This window comes from Ferrovibrio sp., from assembly GCF_965278975.1.
Taxonomy (GTDB): Bacteria; Pseudomonadota; Alphaproteobacteria; order Ferrovibrionales; family Ferrovibrionaceae; genus Ferrovibrio.
Window position 1 is genome coordinate 2,154,867 of the sequence record NZ_OZ257126.1, and the last position, 15,049, is coordinate 2,169,915.

Genomic DNA, 15,049 nt, shown 5'->3' on the forward strand with positions numbered 1-15,049 from the left:
GTTCAGAGGTTCGTCATGCAGATCGGTTCGGTAAACGCGAATACCCAGATCGCCCAGAACGCCATCGGCCAAGCCGATGCGGGCGCTGCCGACGATTTCAAGGCCGCCAAGGCCTTCGCCAATGTGCTGGCCACCGCCTTTTCCAGCAATGCAAAGCATCATGCTGAATTGAAGGGGCCGGAAGCTGCCACGCCGACCGAACGTCCGCGCCAGCCGGAGCCGAAGCCGGAAGCCTACCAGCCGCAGGAACCGCGCCAGAACGACGATACCCGCGCCGCCGACCAGGCCGCGCAGCCGAAGCAGAAGGACGAGCCGAAGCAGAAGCCGGCCGCGCCGAAGGCTGACGCGCAACCCGTTTCCCAAGACAGCGCCGCGGAAACCGCGGCGCCGGCAGAAAGCCAGGCCGCAGAAGCGACCGACAAGACCGGTGCAACGCCGGAGCAAGCCGAGAGCGAGGGTGCCGATAAGGAGAAGAAGGCAGCAGAAGCCGCCATCGACCCGAATCTGATCCTCAACCTGTTCATCCCCGCCGCCCAGGCGGCCGCGTCGGCCCAGGCCGGCGCCGCGTCCCAGAACGGGACACAGAATGGCGCCCAAGCTGGTGTCGCGGTGGATGGCAAGAACGCGGCGCAGGCAAGCGCCGCCGATACGGCTTTGCAGCAGATGCAGGCTTCCGTGCTGTCACCGGAAGCGCAGCAGCAGATGCTTGAAGCGGCCAAGCAGGCCGCCGCTGGTGCCGGCCAGGCTGGTGCCAAGCATGGCAAGATTGATGTGCAGACCGTGACCGATGGCAGCGCGCCGAAGCCGCTGGTCGATCCGTCGGCGATGTTCGCCGATCTGCTGGCGCAGCAGGAAGGCATGATGGGCGAAGGGCTTGAGGGTCAGGCCCAGCTCGGCGCCGAACTGCACGCCGCCAAGGTGGAGAACCAGGCGCTGCTGAACGCGAATTTCGCCCTGGCGCTGGAACCGGCGCCGGCCTCCAGCCCGACCGCTGAAGCGGCCAAGGGCAACAACAACAGCCTCACCGGCATAGCCGCTGCTTCGGGCAGCCAGAGCCAGCCGGTGAATGCCGGTCATGTGGCCCAGGCCCAGGCGGCGCGTCACCCTTCGGCAATGGTGCCGCCGGGTGAGCAGGTGGCGGTGCAGATCAAGAAGGCGGTGGCCGAAGGCGCCGACAAGATTTCGATCAAGCTCGACCCGGGTAATCTCGGCAAGGTCGAGGTGACGCTTGAGGTCAGCCAGGATGGCCGCCTGATGGCGGTGATCGCCGCCGACAAGCCGGAAACCCTGCAATTGCTGCAGAAGGATGCCGGTGCCCTGGAGCAGGCCCTGCGCGAAAGCGGCATGAAGGCCAACCAGGATTCGCTGAATTTCCAGCTGCGCGACCAGGGCCAGGACGGCCGTGGCTTCGCCGGCAATGAACAGGGCCGCCGTGGCTATGGCCGGGGCGGTGATGAATACGGCGATGCCGGTGCGGCGGGCGGCGATGCCCGCATGGCCGCGCAGGCCGCCAATGCCCAACGCGCCGCCGCCCGTGGCGGCCTCGATATCCGCATCTGAGCCAGGCTAGGAGAACACGCCATGGTTACCTCGGTCACCGGTACTTCCAATACCACCACGTCGTCGGCCACCAACACCTCGTCGGTCTCGCTGGCGAAGAATTTCGACACCTTCCTGAAGCTCTTGACCACCCAGCTCAAGAACCAGGATCCGACCTCGCCGATGGATACCAAGGAATTCACCAATCAGCTGGTGCAGTTCTCGCAGGTCGAGCAGCAGATCAATCAGAACAAGAACCTCGAGACCTTGATCGGCATGTACAAGGCTCAGACCACCAACACCAATATCGGCTATATCGGCAAGGAAGTGGTGGTGGAAGGCAACAAGGGCGCGCTCACCGAGGGCGGCAAGGTCGATTGGATGACCGATGTCCCCACCGGCGCCGCCGTGGTGAAGGCCAATATCTACGACTCCACCGGCAAGCTGGTGCAGAGCAAGAATCTCTCCACCACCGCCGGCCGTACCACGGTGCAGTGGGATGGTTCCACCAGTGCCGGCACCACTGCCAAGCCCGGTACCTATTCGCTGGAAATCGTTGCCACCGACACCACCGGCAAGGCCATGACCTCGCCCAAGACCTACACCACCGGCACGGTGGGCAGTGTCGAATTCGAGGATGGCGCGCAATACCTGGTGGTGAACGGCAACCGCATGGATGCAAACGATGTGGTGGCGGTGCGCATGCCGCAGGCGTCGAACTAACCGCTCGTTAACCAGCGCGCTTAGGTCTTTTTTAAACCGCGAGGCTCTAGCATGCATCGTCCAGAAATCATGAAGTCAGAAGCGCGTATGTTCAGCCGCGAGAGTCCCATCGCCAGTATCATCGGACCCGAGGGCCAGCTGCTGACCCGCGACAGCCTGCCCGCGCCCGGCACCAAGCGCTGGGTGATCCGGCGCAAGGCCGAGGTGGTTGCCGCCGTCCGTGGCGGCCTGCTCACCCTGGATGAGGCCTGCGAACGCTACAGTCTCACGGTCGAGGAATTCCTCTCTTGGCAGCGTGCCATCGAGCAGCATGGCCTGCCCGGCCTGCGTACCACCCGGTTGCAGGAATACCGCCCCGGCCAGATCAAGCCGCTGCCGGCCAAGGCCAGTTTCCGGCCCTGAGGCGCTTTTCCCGGTAAACGGCCCACCGTGATAATTTCCGGGCTGTGATCGCCGCTTCATCCGGCGCGAAAAGGTTAACAAACCGCTAGGCAAAATTTGCCGGGGTGTTAACCTCTTCTTCATCCCCGCTCCCTACCCTGACAGTGAAAATGTCCAGGTGCGTGGAAACGCATGGGGTGATGCCGTGAATGGTCTGACACAAATGTTGCGCAATTTGGGTGCTGCCCGCCTGGCCATGCTAGGCGTCACGGCAGCGGCCCTCATTGGCTTCTTCATCTTCATCGGTATGAAGGTGACGCAGCCGAAAATGAGCCTGCTCTACGGCAACCTTGATCTGAGCGATTCGGCGGCCATCGTCGCCCGCCTGGAACAGCAGAAAATCCCCTACCAGATCGCCGCCAATGGCGCCCAGGTGCTGGTGCCGGAAGACCGCGTGCTGCGCGTGCGCATGCAGCTGGCCGAAACCGGCATGCCGTCTGGTGGTGGCACCAGCGGCTATGAGCTGTTCGACAAGGCCAATGCGCTCTCGGCCACCAATTTCATGCAGAACCTGAACCATCTGCGCGCGCTGGAGGGCGAACTCGCCCGCACCATCCGCTCGATCGATCAGGTCGCCTCAGCGCGCGTGCATCTGGTGCTGCCGCGCCGCGAGGTGTTCAGCCGCGAACAGCGCGAGCCTTCCGCTTCCATCGTGATCAAGACGCGCGGCGGCCGCATCGACCAGCCGCAGGTGCGCGCGATCCAGAATCTCGTCGCCGCCGCCGTACCCGATCTCAAGCCGACCCGCATCGCCATCGTCGATGACCGTGGCAACCTGCTTGCCGGCACCTCGAACGAGGAAGCCGATCCGATGGCCGCCACCGCCACCAAGATGGTGGAGATGCGCCGCCAGGCCGAGGATCGCCTGCGCAAGGCCATCGAGGCTTTGCTTGAGCGTTCCGTCGGTGTCGGCAATGTGCGTGCCGAAGTGGCGGTCGACATGGATTTCGACCGCGTTACCACCAACGAGGAATCGTTCAATCCCGACCAGCAGGTGGTGCGCTCGACCCAGACGGTGAACGAGCAGAACCAGAGCCAGGAAGGCCAGCAGAACGTCACGGTGCAGAACAACCTGCCGGAAGCGCAGGGCCAGGGCGCCAACCAGGCGACCTCGCGCGGCCAGCGCACCGAGGAAACGATCAACTACGAGATTTCCAAGACCATCCGCACCCAGGTGCGCGAGGGTGGCGTGGTCAAGCGTGTCAACGCCGCCGTGCTGGTGAACCAGATCACCACGGTGGATGGCGAAGGCAAGCGTGGCTATCAGCCGCGCAGCCCGGAGGAATTGCAGCAGATCAACAACCTGGTGCGCCGCGCCATCGGTTTCGATCAGGGCCGTGGCGACAATGTCGAAGTCGTCTCCATGCGCTTCGCCGAGCCGGGTGACATCCCCGAGGAAATCGATCCCGATTCCGTGCCGCTGTTCCTGGGGCTGAACAAGCGCGACCTGTTCCGCATCGGCGAGATCGCCGGCTATCTGCTCGCCGGCCTGCTGGCCCTGCTGCTGGTGGTGCGCCCGATCGTGCGCCGTATCATTGAGGCGTCGCAGAATCCCGATGACGTGCCGCCGGGCATGCTGACGCCGAGCATGCCGGGCGTGCCGCTGGTGGTTGGCTCCGCGCCCATCGCTGAATTGCCGGCCGCGCCCGATGGCATGGCGCCGATGGCAACGCCGGGCATCGAATCCATGATCGACATCGCCCGCATCGAAGGTCAGGTGAAGGCTTCCAGCTTGAAGAAGATCGGCGAGATCGTCGACAAGCACCCGGAAGAAGCGATCTCGATTATCCGCAACTGGCTGTACCAGACGACGTAAGGGCAGGAGCTTAAGCGATGGCCGAGAAGGATTTCCGACAGCTCAAGGGCCCCGACAAGGCGGCAATCCTGATGCTTGCGCTTGGCGAGGAGCACTCCGCCAAGATCTGGCCGCTGCTCGATGATGAAGAGATCAAGGAAATCTCGCAGAACATGGCCAATCTCGGCTCGGTGAATTCCGAGACGGTGGAAAAGCTGTTCCTCGAATTCGTCAACAACTTCTCCTCCACGGGTTCGCTGTCGGGTACTTTCGACAGCACCGAACGCCTGCTGATGAAGGCCCTGCCTTCCGACCGCGTTACCCAGATCATGGAGGAAATCCGCGGTCCGGCCGGCCGTACCATGTGGGACAAGCTGGCCAACGTGAACGAGTCGGTGCTGGCCAACTACCTCAAGAACGAATACCCGCAGACCGTCGCCGTGGTGCTCTCGAAAATCCGCCCGGAACATGCCGCCCGCGTGCTGGCGGCTTTGCCGGAAGAATTCTCGATGGAAGTCGTGATGCGCATGCTGCGCATGGAATCGGTGCAGAAGGAAGTGCTCGACAAGGTGGAGCAGACGCTGCGCACCGAGTTCATGTCGAACCTGGCGCGCACCAACCGCCGCGACAGCCATGAAATGATGGCGGAAATCTTCAACAGCCTCGACCGCAACACGGAAGCCCGCTTCCTGGCGGCTCTGGAAGAACGCAGCCGCGATGCCGCCGAGCGCATCAAGGCGCTGATGTTCACCTTCGAGGATCTGATCAAGCTCGATCCGAGCGGCGTCCAGACGCTGATGAAGTCGGTGGACAAGGACAAGCTCGGCCTGGCGCTGAAAGGCGCCTCGGAAACCCTGCGCGACCTGTTCTTCTCCAATATGTCCGAACGCGCGTCGAAGCTGCTGCGCGAGGAAATGGAGAGCATGGGTCCGGTCCGCCTCAAGGATGTCGACGAAGCCCAGATGGCCATGGTCAACATGGCCAAGGAACTGGCCGCCAAGGGCGACATCATGCTGGCCGACAACAAGGGCGACGACGAGCTTATTTACTGATGCAGTGCGGGGGTTGAACGCGTTTCATGGCGGGCAAGTCGAAATTCCTCTTCGACCAGCCGTTCGATGGCACCAAGCCGCGAACGGACCCGGCGATATTCCGTCCCAAGGCGCCGCCGCCGAAGTACAATCACGAAGAAGTGGAAGCAGCCAAGGCGCAGGCTTTTGCCGCCGGCGAGCAGGCTGGCCGCGATGCCGCCGCCACCGAGCATGCCGCGGCCATCGAACACGCCCTGGGCTCCATCGAAATCCGCATGGCGCAGCTGGGTGAGAATCTGCAGCAGAGCCAGGCCCAGGCGCGCACGGAAGCGGTCACTCTGGCTGCTGCCATTGCGCGCAAGCTGGCCGCGCAGTTGATGGCGCGTGAGCCGCTGCGCGAGATCGAGGCGCTGGTGCTGCGCTGCATGGACGACATGCGCGACGAGCCGCGCCTGGTGCTGCGCGCCAATGATGGCGTGATCCGCCTGCTGGATGAACGCATCGATGCGCTGGTGTCGCAATCGGGTTTCGGCGGCAAGGTGATGCTGGTGCCCGACAACAGCCTGCCGGCCTCCGATTGCCGTGTCGACTGGGCCGATGGTTCGGCCGAGCGCAATCAGACCCAGATCGAACAGGAAGTGGACCAGGCGGTGCAGCGCTATCTAGCCGCGCTGCAATCCGAAGCCGCTGCCCAGGAAGGATGATGAACCATGGCTGATACCGGCGACGATCTTGAACTGAAGGATATCGGCGCGGGCACCATGCCCGAGGAGGACGATCCGAATGCGGCCCGCACGGCGGCGGACCTGCAGGCGGTGTTCGACATCCCGGTGCATGTTTCCGCCGTGCTCGGCAAGGCCAATATGCAGGTCAGCCAGTTGCTCAAGCTCGGCCGCGGTGCAGTGATCGAGCTGGACCGCAAGGTCGGCGAGGCCATCGACATCTATGTGAATAACCGCCTGGTGGCGCGTGGTGAAGTGGTGGTGGTGGAAGACCGCCTCGGCGTGACCATGACGGAAATCATCAAGGGCGGTCGGGGTTAAGGGTCGGATCAATGCGGCTTATCATCATCGGCACATTGAACGGGCAGATCGGCGCCGCCACGCGCATCGCGTTGCAGCGCGGTGCCAAGGTGTCGCAGGTCGAGGATATCGAAGCGGCGATGAATCTGCTGCGCTCGGGCCGTGGTGCGGATCTCGCCATGGTGGATGTGGCGCTGGATGTGAAGTCGCTGGTGGAGACTCTGAAGGCCGAACGCATCAACCTGCCGGTGGTGGCCTGCGGTATCGGCAACGATGCCCGTGCCGCCGTGGCCGCGATTCGCGCCGGTGCCAAGGAATACCTGCCGCTGCCGCCCGATGCGGAACTGATCGCCGCCGTGCTGGAAGCCGTTGCGGAAGAGAATTTCGCCATGCTGTTCCGCGACCCGGCGATGGGTGGCGTGGTCAAGATGGCGGAGCAGATCGCGCCGTCCTCGGCTTCCGTGCTGATCACCGGCGAGAGCGGTACCGGCAAGGAAGTGATGGCGCGGTTCATCCATAACCGCTCGCCCCGTGCCGATAAGGCCTTCGTCAGCGTCAATTGCGCGGCGATCCCCGAGAACCTGCTGGAATCCGAACTCTTCGGCCATGAGAAGGGCGCCTTCACCGGCGCCGTGGCCCGCCGCATCGGCAAGTTCGAGGAAGCCAACGGCGGCACGCTGCTGCTGGATGAAATCAGCGAGATGGATATCCGCCTGCAGGCCAAGCTGCTGCGCGCCATCCAGGAACGCGAGATAGACCGCATCGGCGGCAACAAGCCGGTGAAGGTGGATATCCGCGTGCTCGCCACCTCGAACCGCAATCTCACCGAGGAAGTCGCCAAGGGCACCTTCCGCGAGGATCTGCTGTTCCGCCTCAACGTGGTCAATCTCAAGCTGCCGCCGCTGCGTGCGCGCCCGGCCGATATCGAGTTGCTGGCCGGCCATTTCGTGAAGAAATATGCCGAGGTGAATGGCGTGCCCGCCCGTCCGCTGGCCCCGGCCACGTTGTTGGCGCTGAAGCAGGCGCCGTGGCGCGGCAATGTGCGCGAGCTGGAAAACACCATGCACCGCGCTGTGCTGCTGGCGTCCGGTGAACTGATCGAGGTGGATGCCGTGCGGCTGCCCGATGGCACCGGCCTGGCCGAAGCCATCGGCGCCAAGCCGGCTGCTGCGCCTGGCGCGGCAGCGCAGCCGGGCGCACCGGAACTGGCGCCGGGCGGTGCCGCCAATGGCCTGGTCGGCCGGGCGCTGGCCGATGTCGAACGCGACCTGATCATCGATACGCTGAAGCATTGCCTCGGCAACCGGACCCATGCTGCCACAATCCTCGGCATCTCGATCCGCACGCTGCGCAACAAGCTGAAGCAATACACGGACGAGGGTGTGTCCGTGCCGTTGGCCAATGACGGCTCGCGCATGCCGGCCTGATGCCGCGCTGCCTTGCTGTTTGAATTCTGAGTGAGCCAGGATTGATATGACCGATATGGTTCCGAGCGAAACGGGTACGACAGGCGCTGCCGCAGGCGGCGGCGGTACTTCGTTCCTTGGCCAGATGCGCCGGATGGGCCAGCATGGCGACATCCTGCTCGCCGTCGGTGTCGTTCTGGTGCTGTCGGTGCTTATCCTGCCGATGCCGCCGGTGCTGCTCGATATCGCGCTGGCGATCTCGATCACCTCGTCGGTGCTGGTGCTGATGACCTGCCTGTTCGTCACCAAGCCGCTGGAATTCGGCGCTTTCCCGACCGTGCTGCTGATCACCACCATGCTGCGGCTGTCGCTGAACCTGGCCACCACGCGGCTTATTCTTGGCAATGGCCATGAAGGCACCGATGCCGCCGGCCATGTCGTCGAGGCCTTCGGCCAGTTCGTCATGGGCGGCAGCCTGGTCATCGGCATCATCGTGTTCACCATCCTGGTGATCGTGAACTTCGTGGTCATCACCAAGGGTTCCGGCCGTATCGCCGAAGTGGCGGCCCGCTTCAATTTGGATGCCATGCCCGGCAAGCAGATGGCGGTGGACGCCGATCTTTCCGCCGGCCTGATCGACGAGAACACCGCCCGCGCCCGCCGCAAGGAGCTGGAGGACGAATCGAGCTTCTTCGGTGCCATGGACGGTGCTTCCAAGTTCGTGCGCGGCGATGCCATTGCCGGCATTCTGATCACCTTCATCAACCTGCTTGGCGGCATCCTGATCGGCGTGCTGGACAAGGGCCTGAGCTTCTCCCAGGCCGCCAACACCTATTCGATCCTCACCGTCGGTGACGGCTTGGTGTCGCAGATTCCGGCACTGATCATCTCGGTCGCCGCCGGTCTCATGGTCTCCAAGGGCTCGGCCCATGGCACCACCGACCAGGCCTTGGCGGCGCAGCTTTCCAGCGTCAAGGCGCTCGGCATGTCGGCGGTGCTGGCGCTCGGCTTCGCGCTGATCCCGGGCATGCCGTTTTTCCCGTTCCTGCTGCTGGCCATCACTTTCGGCGGCCTCGCCTATATCTCGCATCAGCAGGAGCAGAAACGCAAAACAGCAGCCATTGTGCCGCCGCCACCACCACCGCCGCCGATTTCGCCGCTGGATGAGCCGGTGACCAACGCGTTGGCGATCGACGATCTGCGCCTTGAGCTTGGCTTCAGCCTGCTGCCGCTGATCAATGATGCGCGCGGTTACCGCCTTACCGACCAGATCAAGGCGCTGCGCCGCCAGATCGCCATCGATATGGGCTTCATCATGCCCAGCGTGCGCATCCTGGATAACATGCAGTTGCCGGGCAATTCCTATGTCGTGCGCGTCAAGGAAGTGGAAGCGGCGCGCGGCGAGGTGCGGCCCAGCATGCTGCTGGTGATGGACCCGCGCGGCGACCGCATCGCCTTGCAGGGCGAGGAAACCATCGAGCCGACTTTCGGCCTGCCGGCCATGTGGGTGGATGAGAGCCTGCGCGATGAAGCCATGTTCCGTGGCTATACCGTGGTCGATCCCGGCACCGTCATCACCACGCATCTCACCGAAGTGGTGAAGGACAATATGTCGGATCTGCTCTCGTTTGCCGAGACGCAGAAGCTGATCGACGAATTGAAGAAGAACAACGAGAAGCTGGTGACGGAAGTGATTCCGAACCGCATCAACGTCAACGGCGTGCAGCGTGTGCTGCAGAACCTGCTGGCCGAACGCGTTTCGATCCGCGATCTCGCCACGGTGCTGGAGGCAGTGGCCGAAGCCACCGGCTATACCCAGAGCATCACCCAGATCACCGAGCATGTGCGCGCCCGCCTGGCGCGGCAGATTTCCAATGCCAATGTCGGCGCCGATGGCTTCATTCCGCTGGTGACGCTGTCGCCGGGCTGGGAGCAGGCTTTCGCGGAATCGCTGATCGGCCAGGGCGAGGACCGCCAGCTTTCCATGGCGCCGTCGCGCCTGCAGGATTTCATCGCCGCCGTGCGCCAGACTTTCGAGCGCCTGGGCGGCGATGGCTATGTGCCGGTGCTGCTGGTCAGCCCTGGCATCCGGCCCTATGTGCGCTCGATCATCGAACGCTTCCGGCCGGCCACCGTCGTCATGTCGCAGCAGGAGGTCCATCCCAAGGCCAAGCTGCGCACGCTGGCTCAAATCTAGAGCGGGGGAGCTGTAGAACATGCGCCTCAAGACCTTCACCGCCTCCTCGATGGCCGAAGCCATGGACATGGTGCGCAGCCAGCTTGGCGAGGACGCCATCATCGTCTCGACCAGCCAGAACCGCTCAAGCGGCGGCGTCGAGATCACGGCAGCGGTTGAGAGCGACAGCGCCGATGATTTCGCCACCCCGGAAGCCCAGGCTTTGCGCGATTCCGCGCGCTATGGCGCCGGCACGCGCGGTTTCGTGCCGGTGGAGGATTTCGCTGCCGCTGATGATGGCTTTGCCGATGAATTCGCCGCGCTGCTGCAAGGCGCGCTGTCCTGGCACGGTGTCCCGGCGCGGCTGGCCGAACGGCTGACGCAATCGGCCCTGAAGGTCGGCCTGGAAGACATGCCGGGCGCGCTGGCCGAGGCGCTGGACGAGCATTTCCGCTTCCCCGGCCTTTCGATGGATAACCGCCCGGTGCTGCTGGTCGGCCCGCCGGGTGCCGGCAAGTCGATTGCCGCCGCCAAGATCGCCGCCCGTGCTGTGATCGAACAGCGCCGCGCCCATGTGATTTCCTGCGACATGGCCCGCGCCGCCGCCGGTGAGCAGCTTTCCGCGCTCTGCCGCGTCATGGCCCTGCCGTTCACCGAAGCCGCCAATGGCGCCGAGCTTTCCGCCATGATGGCGCATACCGGCGAAGCCAAGGTGATCATCGATACCACCGGCCTCAATCCGTTCCAGCCGAAGGAGCGCGGGCCGCTGAAGGAACTGATCCTGGCCTCTGGCGCGGAACCCGTGCTGGTGCTGCCGGCGGGCGGTGATCCGGGTGAGGCGGCGGATGTCGCCGCCGTGTTCGCTTCGCTCGGCTGCCGCCGCTTCCTGCCTACCCGCCTCGATGCCAGCCGCCGTCTGGGCGGCCTGCTTGCCGCCGCCGATGCTTCCGGACTTGCCTTTGCCGATGCCGGCTGCAGCCCCTTTGTCGGCAAGGGATTCGAGCGGCTCGATCCGCTGCAACTTTCGCATTGGCTCTTGCGCGACCCCGATACCGGTGCTAGCGCCAATCTGACCTCGAAGGCCGCCGAATGACTGTGATCGCCATGAACCCGAATACGCCGTCGATCCCGCCCGCCGCGCAGCGCCCGCTGCGCCATCCGGCCGCCCCCACACGGCAGGCCAATGTCATCGCCGTTGCCTCGGGCAAGGGCGGTGTGGGCAAGACCTGGCTTTCCATCTCGCTGGCGCATTGCTTCGCCCGGCAGGGTATCCGTACCCTGCTGTTCGATGGCGATATCGGCCTCGCCAATGTCGATATCCAGCTCGGCCTGATGCCGGACCGCGACCTCGGCAGTGTCATCGCCGGTCGTTTCAGCCTCGCCGATGCGGTGATGCCGTCGGAAGCCGGTTTCGACATCATCGCCGGCAAGTCGGGTTCCGCTTCGCTCGCCACCCTGGACCAGGCAGCGCTGAATGGCCTGCGCGATGAGTTGTGCCAACTGGCGCGCAGCTACGACAAGGTGGTGATCGATCTCGGCGCCGGTGTCGATGCCGTGGTGCGCACCCTGTCGCAGGCTGCCGGCGTCACCCTGGTTGTCACCAATGACGAGCCGACCGCGCTGACCGATGCCTATGCCTTCATCAAGCTGGCGCGCATGGCCGACCGCAATGCCGATATCCGCGTCGTGGTGAATATCGCGCCTACCACCCGCGAGGGCGAGCGCACCCATGCCAAGCTGACCAAGGCGGCGGAGAACTTCCTGAAATATTCGCCGCCGCTGGCCGGTGTGATCCGCCGCGACGAGAAGGTGCGCGATGCCATCCGCAACCAGATGCCGATCCTGGCGCGTCATCCGATGAGCGATGCCGCCGCCGATGTCGAAGCCATCGCCGGCAGCCTGGTCGGCATGGCGGCGCATCGCGGCTGATGCCATGGGCATGCGGCACCGATGAGCGAAATCGGCCGCATCCCGCCCGCTGCTCCGGCACCCGCTGCTCCGGCATCGACTCCGGCGCCTGCTCCTGCCACCACGCCGGCACCCGCGCCAGCCTCTGATTCTTCCAGCGCCAGCGCCGCCAATACGATCCTCGATTCACGCCCGGCCCAGCAGCCCGGTAATACGCAGCAATCCGGCAGGCCCGCGAATACCGCGCCGCAGCCAAGCTCGGATCAGGTGCGCACCTCCGATGTGGCGCAGGCAGCGCGCAGCGGTTCGACTTTGGAAGCCAACGTCGTGGCGCGCGATGGCAATGCCTTCGTGCTGCGCAGCCAGGGCGGCACCACGTTTGTGATTGCCTCCAATCCGACCCTGGCGGCGGTGCTGAACCAGGGGGCTGCCGTGCGTCTGGCGGTGCAGCCCGGCACGCCGCCGACGGCTGCCTTGATGGCGGCCAATGGCACGCCGCTCAATCCGCCGCTCGCCGTGCTGTTGCAGAATCCGTCGCCGGTGCAGTTGGCAATGGCCGTCGCGCCGCTTGGCGCTGCGGCCCAGGCCGCCACCTTGCCCGGCAAGGGCCAGGTGCTGTCAGCCACCGTGGTACAGGGCGCGGGTCAGGTGCAGGCGGTGGCTGGCGCCACACCAGCCATGAATGTCGAGGCCAATGCCGGCAACCCGTTGCCGCCGGGCAGCCAGGCGCAGCTGGTGGTGCGCGCCACGGCCGAACCCGGCGCGCAACTGCCTGCTGCGGCAACGACTGCCGCCGCTGCCGCCAAGGCGGCGTTGCCGCCGGCATTGGCGGCGCAGTTGCCCCAGGGGGCTTCCGGGGTGATGACCGGCGTGGTTACCGGCCAGAATCCCGCCGGGCAGACCCTGCTGCGCACCGCCCAGGGCATGCTGGCCCTCGATCTGCCGCAGGCGTTGCCTGCCGGCAGCCAGCTGGCGCTGGAACTCACTGCCCTGGTGCGTCCCGCCGCGCCCAGCGTGACGCAGCTTTCGCCCCTGCCGGCTGCCGGGATTCTCCAACGCCTGCAGGGTGGCTGGCCGCTGCTGCAAAGCACCATCGATGCCTTGCGTCAGAGCCATCCCGATCTTGCCGCCCGGCTGGCCCAGGCGATGCCGCAGGCCAATGCCCGGCTGGCGTCAAACGCGCTGCAATTCATGGCCGCTGCCGCCATGGGCAGCGCCCAGGCCTGGCTCGGCGCGGAGGCAACCAGGGCGCTGCGCGAGGCCGGCAAGGGCGACCTGCTGGCCAGGCTGGACGAGGATTTCCGCGATCTCGGCAAGCTCAACCAGCGCGGCAGCGGCGATAGCGACTGGCAGGCGCTGACCCTGCCGATGATGGTGCAGGGCAAGGTGGAGCCGGTGCAGATTTTCATGCGCCGCCGCCGCGACCGCAAGAAGAACCAGACCCAGTCGCGCTTCATCCTGGATTTCAACCTGGAAAGCACCGGCCCGGTGCAGTTCGATGGCTATATGGCCGACAAGCGCCTGGACCTGGTATTGCGCTCGCTGCATGAATTCGGCCCGGCCTTCAAACTCGACGTGCAGGCGATTTTCGACGACGCGATGGCGATCACCGGCATGACCGGCACGCTCCGCTTCATCGACCGCGAACCGCCGATTCCCTGGCCCAATGAAGCCGGCCTCGACCTCGGCCCCGGCCCGCACCAGCAGGTGGAGGCTTAATCTCAGCTATTAATCATACCGGGGGTTGTACCCAGACAATTCCGCCCTTGCCAGGCGTGAAATAGGGCGCTACATCTCTCGCCGCCTGCCGGGTGCTGACCTGCCGGGCAAACAAAAAGTCCATGTGTTCGTATCCCGCCGGGTGTCGACCTGCCGGGGCAACTGAAAGGCAACAACGATGAGCTACAAGGTAGCTGTGGTCGGCGCCACGGGTGTGGTCGGCCGTGAAATGCTCAACATCCTGCATGAGCGCAAGTTTCCGGTTTCGGAAATCGTCGCGCTGGCCTCGCGCCGCAGCGTGGGCAAGGACGCCCATTTCGGCGACCAGAAGATCAAGGTGAAGGCGCTGGAGGATTTCGACTTCCGCGGCACCGATATCGCGCTGTTTTCGGCTGGTGGCGCCACCTCGAAGGAATGGGCGCCCCGCGTGGCGGCCCAGGGCGCCATCGTGATCGACAATTCCAGCCAGTGGCGCATGGATCCCGACGTGCCGCTGATCGTACCGGAAGTGAATGCCGATGCGGTGGCCGGCTATACCAGGAAGGGCATCATCGCCAATCCGAACTGCTCGACGGCGCAGCTGGTCGTGGCGCTGAAGCCGCTGCATGAGCGCGCCCGCATCAAGCGCGTGGTGGTTTCCACCTACCAGTCGGTGTCGGGTGCCGGCAATGACGGCGTGACGGAACTGGAGCGCCAGACCAAGGCGATCTTCGTCAACGATCCGATCGAGAAGAACAAGTTCACCAAGCAGATCGCCTTCAACGTCATTCCGCATATCGACGTCTTCATGGAAGATGGCTTTACCAAGGAAGAGTGGAAGATGATGGCCGAGACCAAGAAGATTCTCGACCCGAAGATCAAGCTGACCGCCACCTGCGTGCGCGTGCCGGTCTTCATCGGCCATTCGGAAGCGGTGAATATCGAGTTCGAGCAGCCGCTGACCGCCGACGAGGCGCGCGACATCCTGGCCGAAGCTCCCGGCATCCAGGTGCTCGACCGCCGCGAGCCCGGCGGCTACATCACGCCGCTGGAATCGGCCGGTGATTACAACACCTTCGTGTCGCGCATCCGCGAGGACATCACGGTGGAGAACGGCCTGGCGATGTGGGTGGTTTCCGACAACCTGCGTAAGGGCGCGGCACTCAATGCCGTGCAGATCGCCGAGGTGCTGGCCGCCCGTTTCCTCAAGAAGCAGGCTGCCTGATCTCGCTGTTAACGATTACAGAAGGGCGCCGGCCACAACCGGCGCCTTTTTTGTTGTGGTAAAAAGAGTTAACGCGGTGGCCGTG

The 15,049-nt window shown here is 64.7% G+C and carries 13 protein-coding genes; all 13 read left to right on the forward strand.

Annotated features, from left to right (window positions below):
- The first annotated feature begins 15 nt into the window (after positions 1-15).
- The 13 genes from ACQY7X_RS10465 (at position 16) to ACQY7X_RS10525 (ending at position 14,964) form a co-directional block, all read left to right on the forward strand.
- On the forward strand, positions 16-1,560 hold the full coding sequence (locus tag ACQY7X_RS10465; RefSeq protein WP_428249859.1) for a flagellar hook-length control protein FliK: 1,545 nt from the start codon (positions 16-18) through the stop codon (positions 1,558-1,560).
- Between the two features lie 21 nt (positions 1,561-1,581).
- Positions 1,582-2,262, forward strand: a complete 681-nt coding sequence (locus tag ACQY7X_RS10470; protein WP_428249860.1) for a flagellar hook assembly protein FlgD — start codon at positions 1,582-1,584, stop codon at positions 2,260-2,262.
- A 51-nt stretch (positions 2,263-2,313) separates the two neighbouring features.
- A complete protein-coding gene (locus tag ACQY7X_RS10475) occupies positions 2,314-2,664 on the forward strand; it encodes a DUF1153 domain-containing protein (RefSeq protein WP_428249861.1) in 351 nt (116 codons plus the stop codon).
- A gap of 202 nt (positions 2,665-2,866) precedes the next feature.
- Positions 2,867-4,519, forward strand: a complete 1,653-nt coding sequence (fliF, locus tag ACQY7X_RS10480) for a flagellar basal-body MS-ring/collar protein FliF (RefSeq protein WP_428249862.1) — start codon at positions 2,867-2,869, stop codon at positions 4,517-4,519.
- Positions 4,520-4,536: 17 nt separating this feature from the next.
- Positions 4,537-5,550, forward strand: a complete 1,014-nt coding sequence (fliG, locus tag ACQY7X_RS10485; RefSeq protein ID WP_428249863.1) for a flagellar motor switch protein FliG — start codon at positions 4,537-4,539, stop codon at positions 5,548-5,550.
- A gap of 26 nt (positions 5,551-5,576) precedes the next feature.
- Positions 5,577-6,233, forward strand: coding sequence for a hypothetical protein (locus ACQY7X_RS10490; protein ID WP_428249864.1), 657 nt, complete (start codon positions 5,577-5,579; stop codon positions 6,231-6,233).
- Between the two features lie 57 nt (positions 6,234-6,290).
- Positions 6,291-6,572: a flagellar motor switch protein FliN gene (fliN, locus tag ACQY7X_RS10495; protein WP_341981549.1), complete on the forward strand. Its 282-nt coding sequence runs from the start codon at positions 6,291-6,293 to the stop codon at positions 6,570-6,572.
- 11 nt (positions 6,573-6,583) lie between these two features.
- Positions 6,584-7,978 carry a sigma-54 interaction domain-containing protein gene (locus tag ACQY7X_RS10500; protein WP_428249865.1) on the forward strand — a complete coding sequence of 465 codons (1,395 nt, stop codon included), beginning with the start codon at positions 6,584-6,586 and terminating at the stop codon, positions 7,976-7,978.
- 55 nt (positions 7,979-8,033) lie between these two features.
- A complete protein-coding gene (flhA, locus tag ACQY7X_RS10505) occupies positions 8,034-10,154 on the forward strand; it encodes a flagellar biosynthesis protein FlhA (protein WP_428250050.1) in 2,121 nt (706 codons plus the stop codon).
- 19 nt (positions 10,155-10,173) lie between these two features.
- The gene (locus tag ACQY7X_RS10510; protein ID WP_428249866.1) at positions 10,174-11,226 is read left to right on the forward strand and encodes a hypothetical protein; all 1,053 of its coding nucleotides are present in this window, start codon (positions 10,174-10,176) and stop codon (positions 11,224-11,226) included.
- The gene (locus ACQY7X_RS10515; protein WP_428249867.1) at positions 11,223-12,062 is read left to right on the forward strand and encodes a MinD/ParA family protein; all 840 of its coding nucleotides are present in this window, start codon (positions 11,223-11,225) and stop codon (positions 12,060-12,062) included. Before ACQY7X_RS10510 ends, ACQY7X_RS10515 begins: the two co-directional genes overlap by 4 nt.
- 21 nt (positions 12,063-12,083) lie before the next feature.
- On the forward strand, positions 12,084-13,760 hold the full coding sequence (locus tag ACQY7X_RS10520; protein WP_428249868.1) for a hypothetical protein: 1,677 nt from the start codon (positions 12,084-12,086) through the stop codon (positions 13,758-13,760).
- A 178-nt stretch (positions 13,761-13,938) separates the two neighbouring features.
- Positions 13,939-14,964 carry an aspartate-semialdehyde dehydrogenase gene (locus ACQY7X_RS10525; protein WP_428249869.1) on the forward strand — a complete coding sequence of 342 codons (1,026 nt, stop codon included), beginning with the start codon at positions 13,939-13,941 and terminating at the stop codon, positions 14,962-14,964.
- The last annotated feature ends 85 nt before the right edge of the window (positions 14,965-15,049 follow it).

What these genes read in the sequence shown, in the direction of transcription:
- ACQY7X_RS10470 (WP_428249860.1), top strand. Translation starts at nt 1,582, where the DNA reads ATGGTTACCTCGGTCACCGGTACTTCCAATACCACCACGTCGTCGGCC.
- flhA (WP_428250050.1), top strand. Translation starts at nt 8,034, where the DNA reads ATGGTTCCGAGCGAAACGGGTACGACAGGCGCTGCCGCAGGCGGCGGC.
- fliF (WP_428249862.1), top strand. Translation starts at nt 2,867, where the DNA reads ATGTTGCGCAATTTGGGTGCTGCCCGCCTGGCCATGCTAGGCGTCACG.
- ACQY7X_RS10465 (WP_428249859.1), top strand. Translation starts at nt 16, where the DNA reads ATGCAGATCGGTTCGGTAAACGCGAATACCCAGATCGCCCAGAACGCC.
- ACQY7X_RS10510 (WP_428249866.1), top strand. Translation starts at nt 10,174, where the DNA reads ATGCGCCTCAAGACCTTCACCGCCTCCTCGATGGCCGAAGCCATGGAC.
- ACQY7X_RS10520 (WP_428249868.1), top strand. Translation starts at nt 12,084, where the DNA reads ATGAGCGAAATCGGCCGCATCCCGCCCGCTGCTCCGGCACCCGCTGCT.
- ACQY7X_RS10475 (WP_428249861.1), top strand. Translation starts at nt 2,314, where the DNA reads ATGCATCGTCCAGAAATCATGAAGTCAGAAGCGCGTATGTTCAGCCGC.
- fliG (WP_428249863.1), top strand. Translation starts at nt 4,537, where the DNA reads ATGGCCGAGAAGGATTTCCGACAGCTCAAGGGCCCCGACAAGGCGGCA.
- ACQY7X_RS10490 (WP_428249864.1), top strand. Translation starts at nt 5,577, where the DNA reads ATGGCGGGCAAGTCGAAATTCCTCTTCGACCAGCCGTTCGATGGCACC.
- fliN (WP_341981549.1), top strand. Translation starts at nt 6,291, where the DNA reads ATGCCCGAGGAGGACGATCCGAATGCGGCCCGCACGGCGGCGGACCTG.
- ACQY7X_RS10515 (WP_428249867.1), top strand. Translation starts at nt 11,223, where the DNA reads ATGACTGTGATCGCCATGAACCCGAATACGCCGTCGATCCCGCCCGCC.
- ACQY7X_RS10525 (WP_428249869.1), top strand. Translation starts at nt 13,939, where the DNA reads ATGAGCTACAAGGTAGCTGTGGTCGGCGCCACGGGTGTGGTCGGCCGT.
- ACQY7X_RS10500 (WP_428249865.1), top strand. Translation starts at nt 6,584, where the DNA reads ATGCGGCTTATCATCATCGGCACATTGAACGGGCAGATCGGCGCCGCC.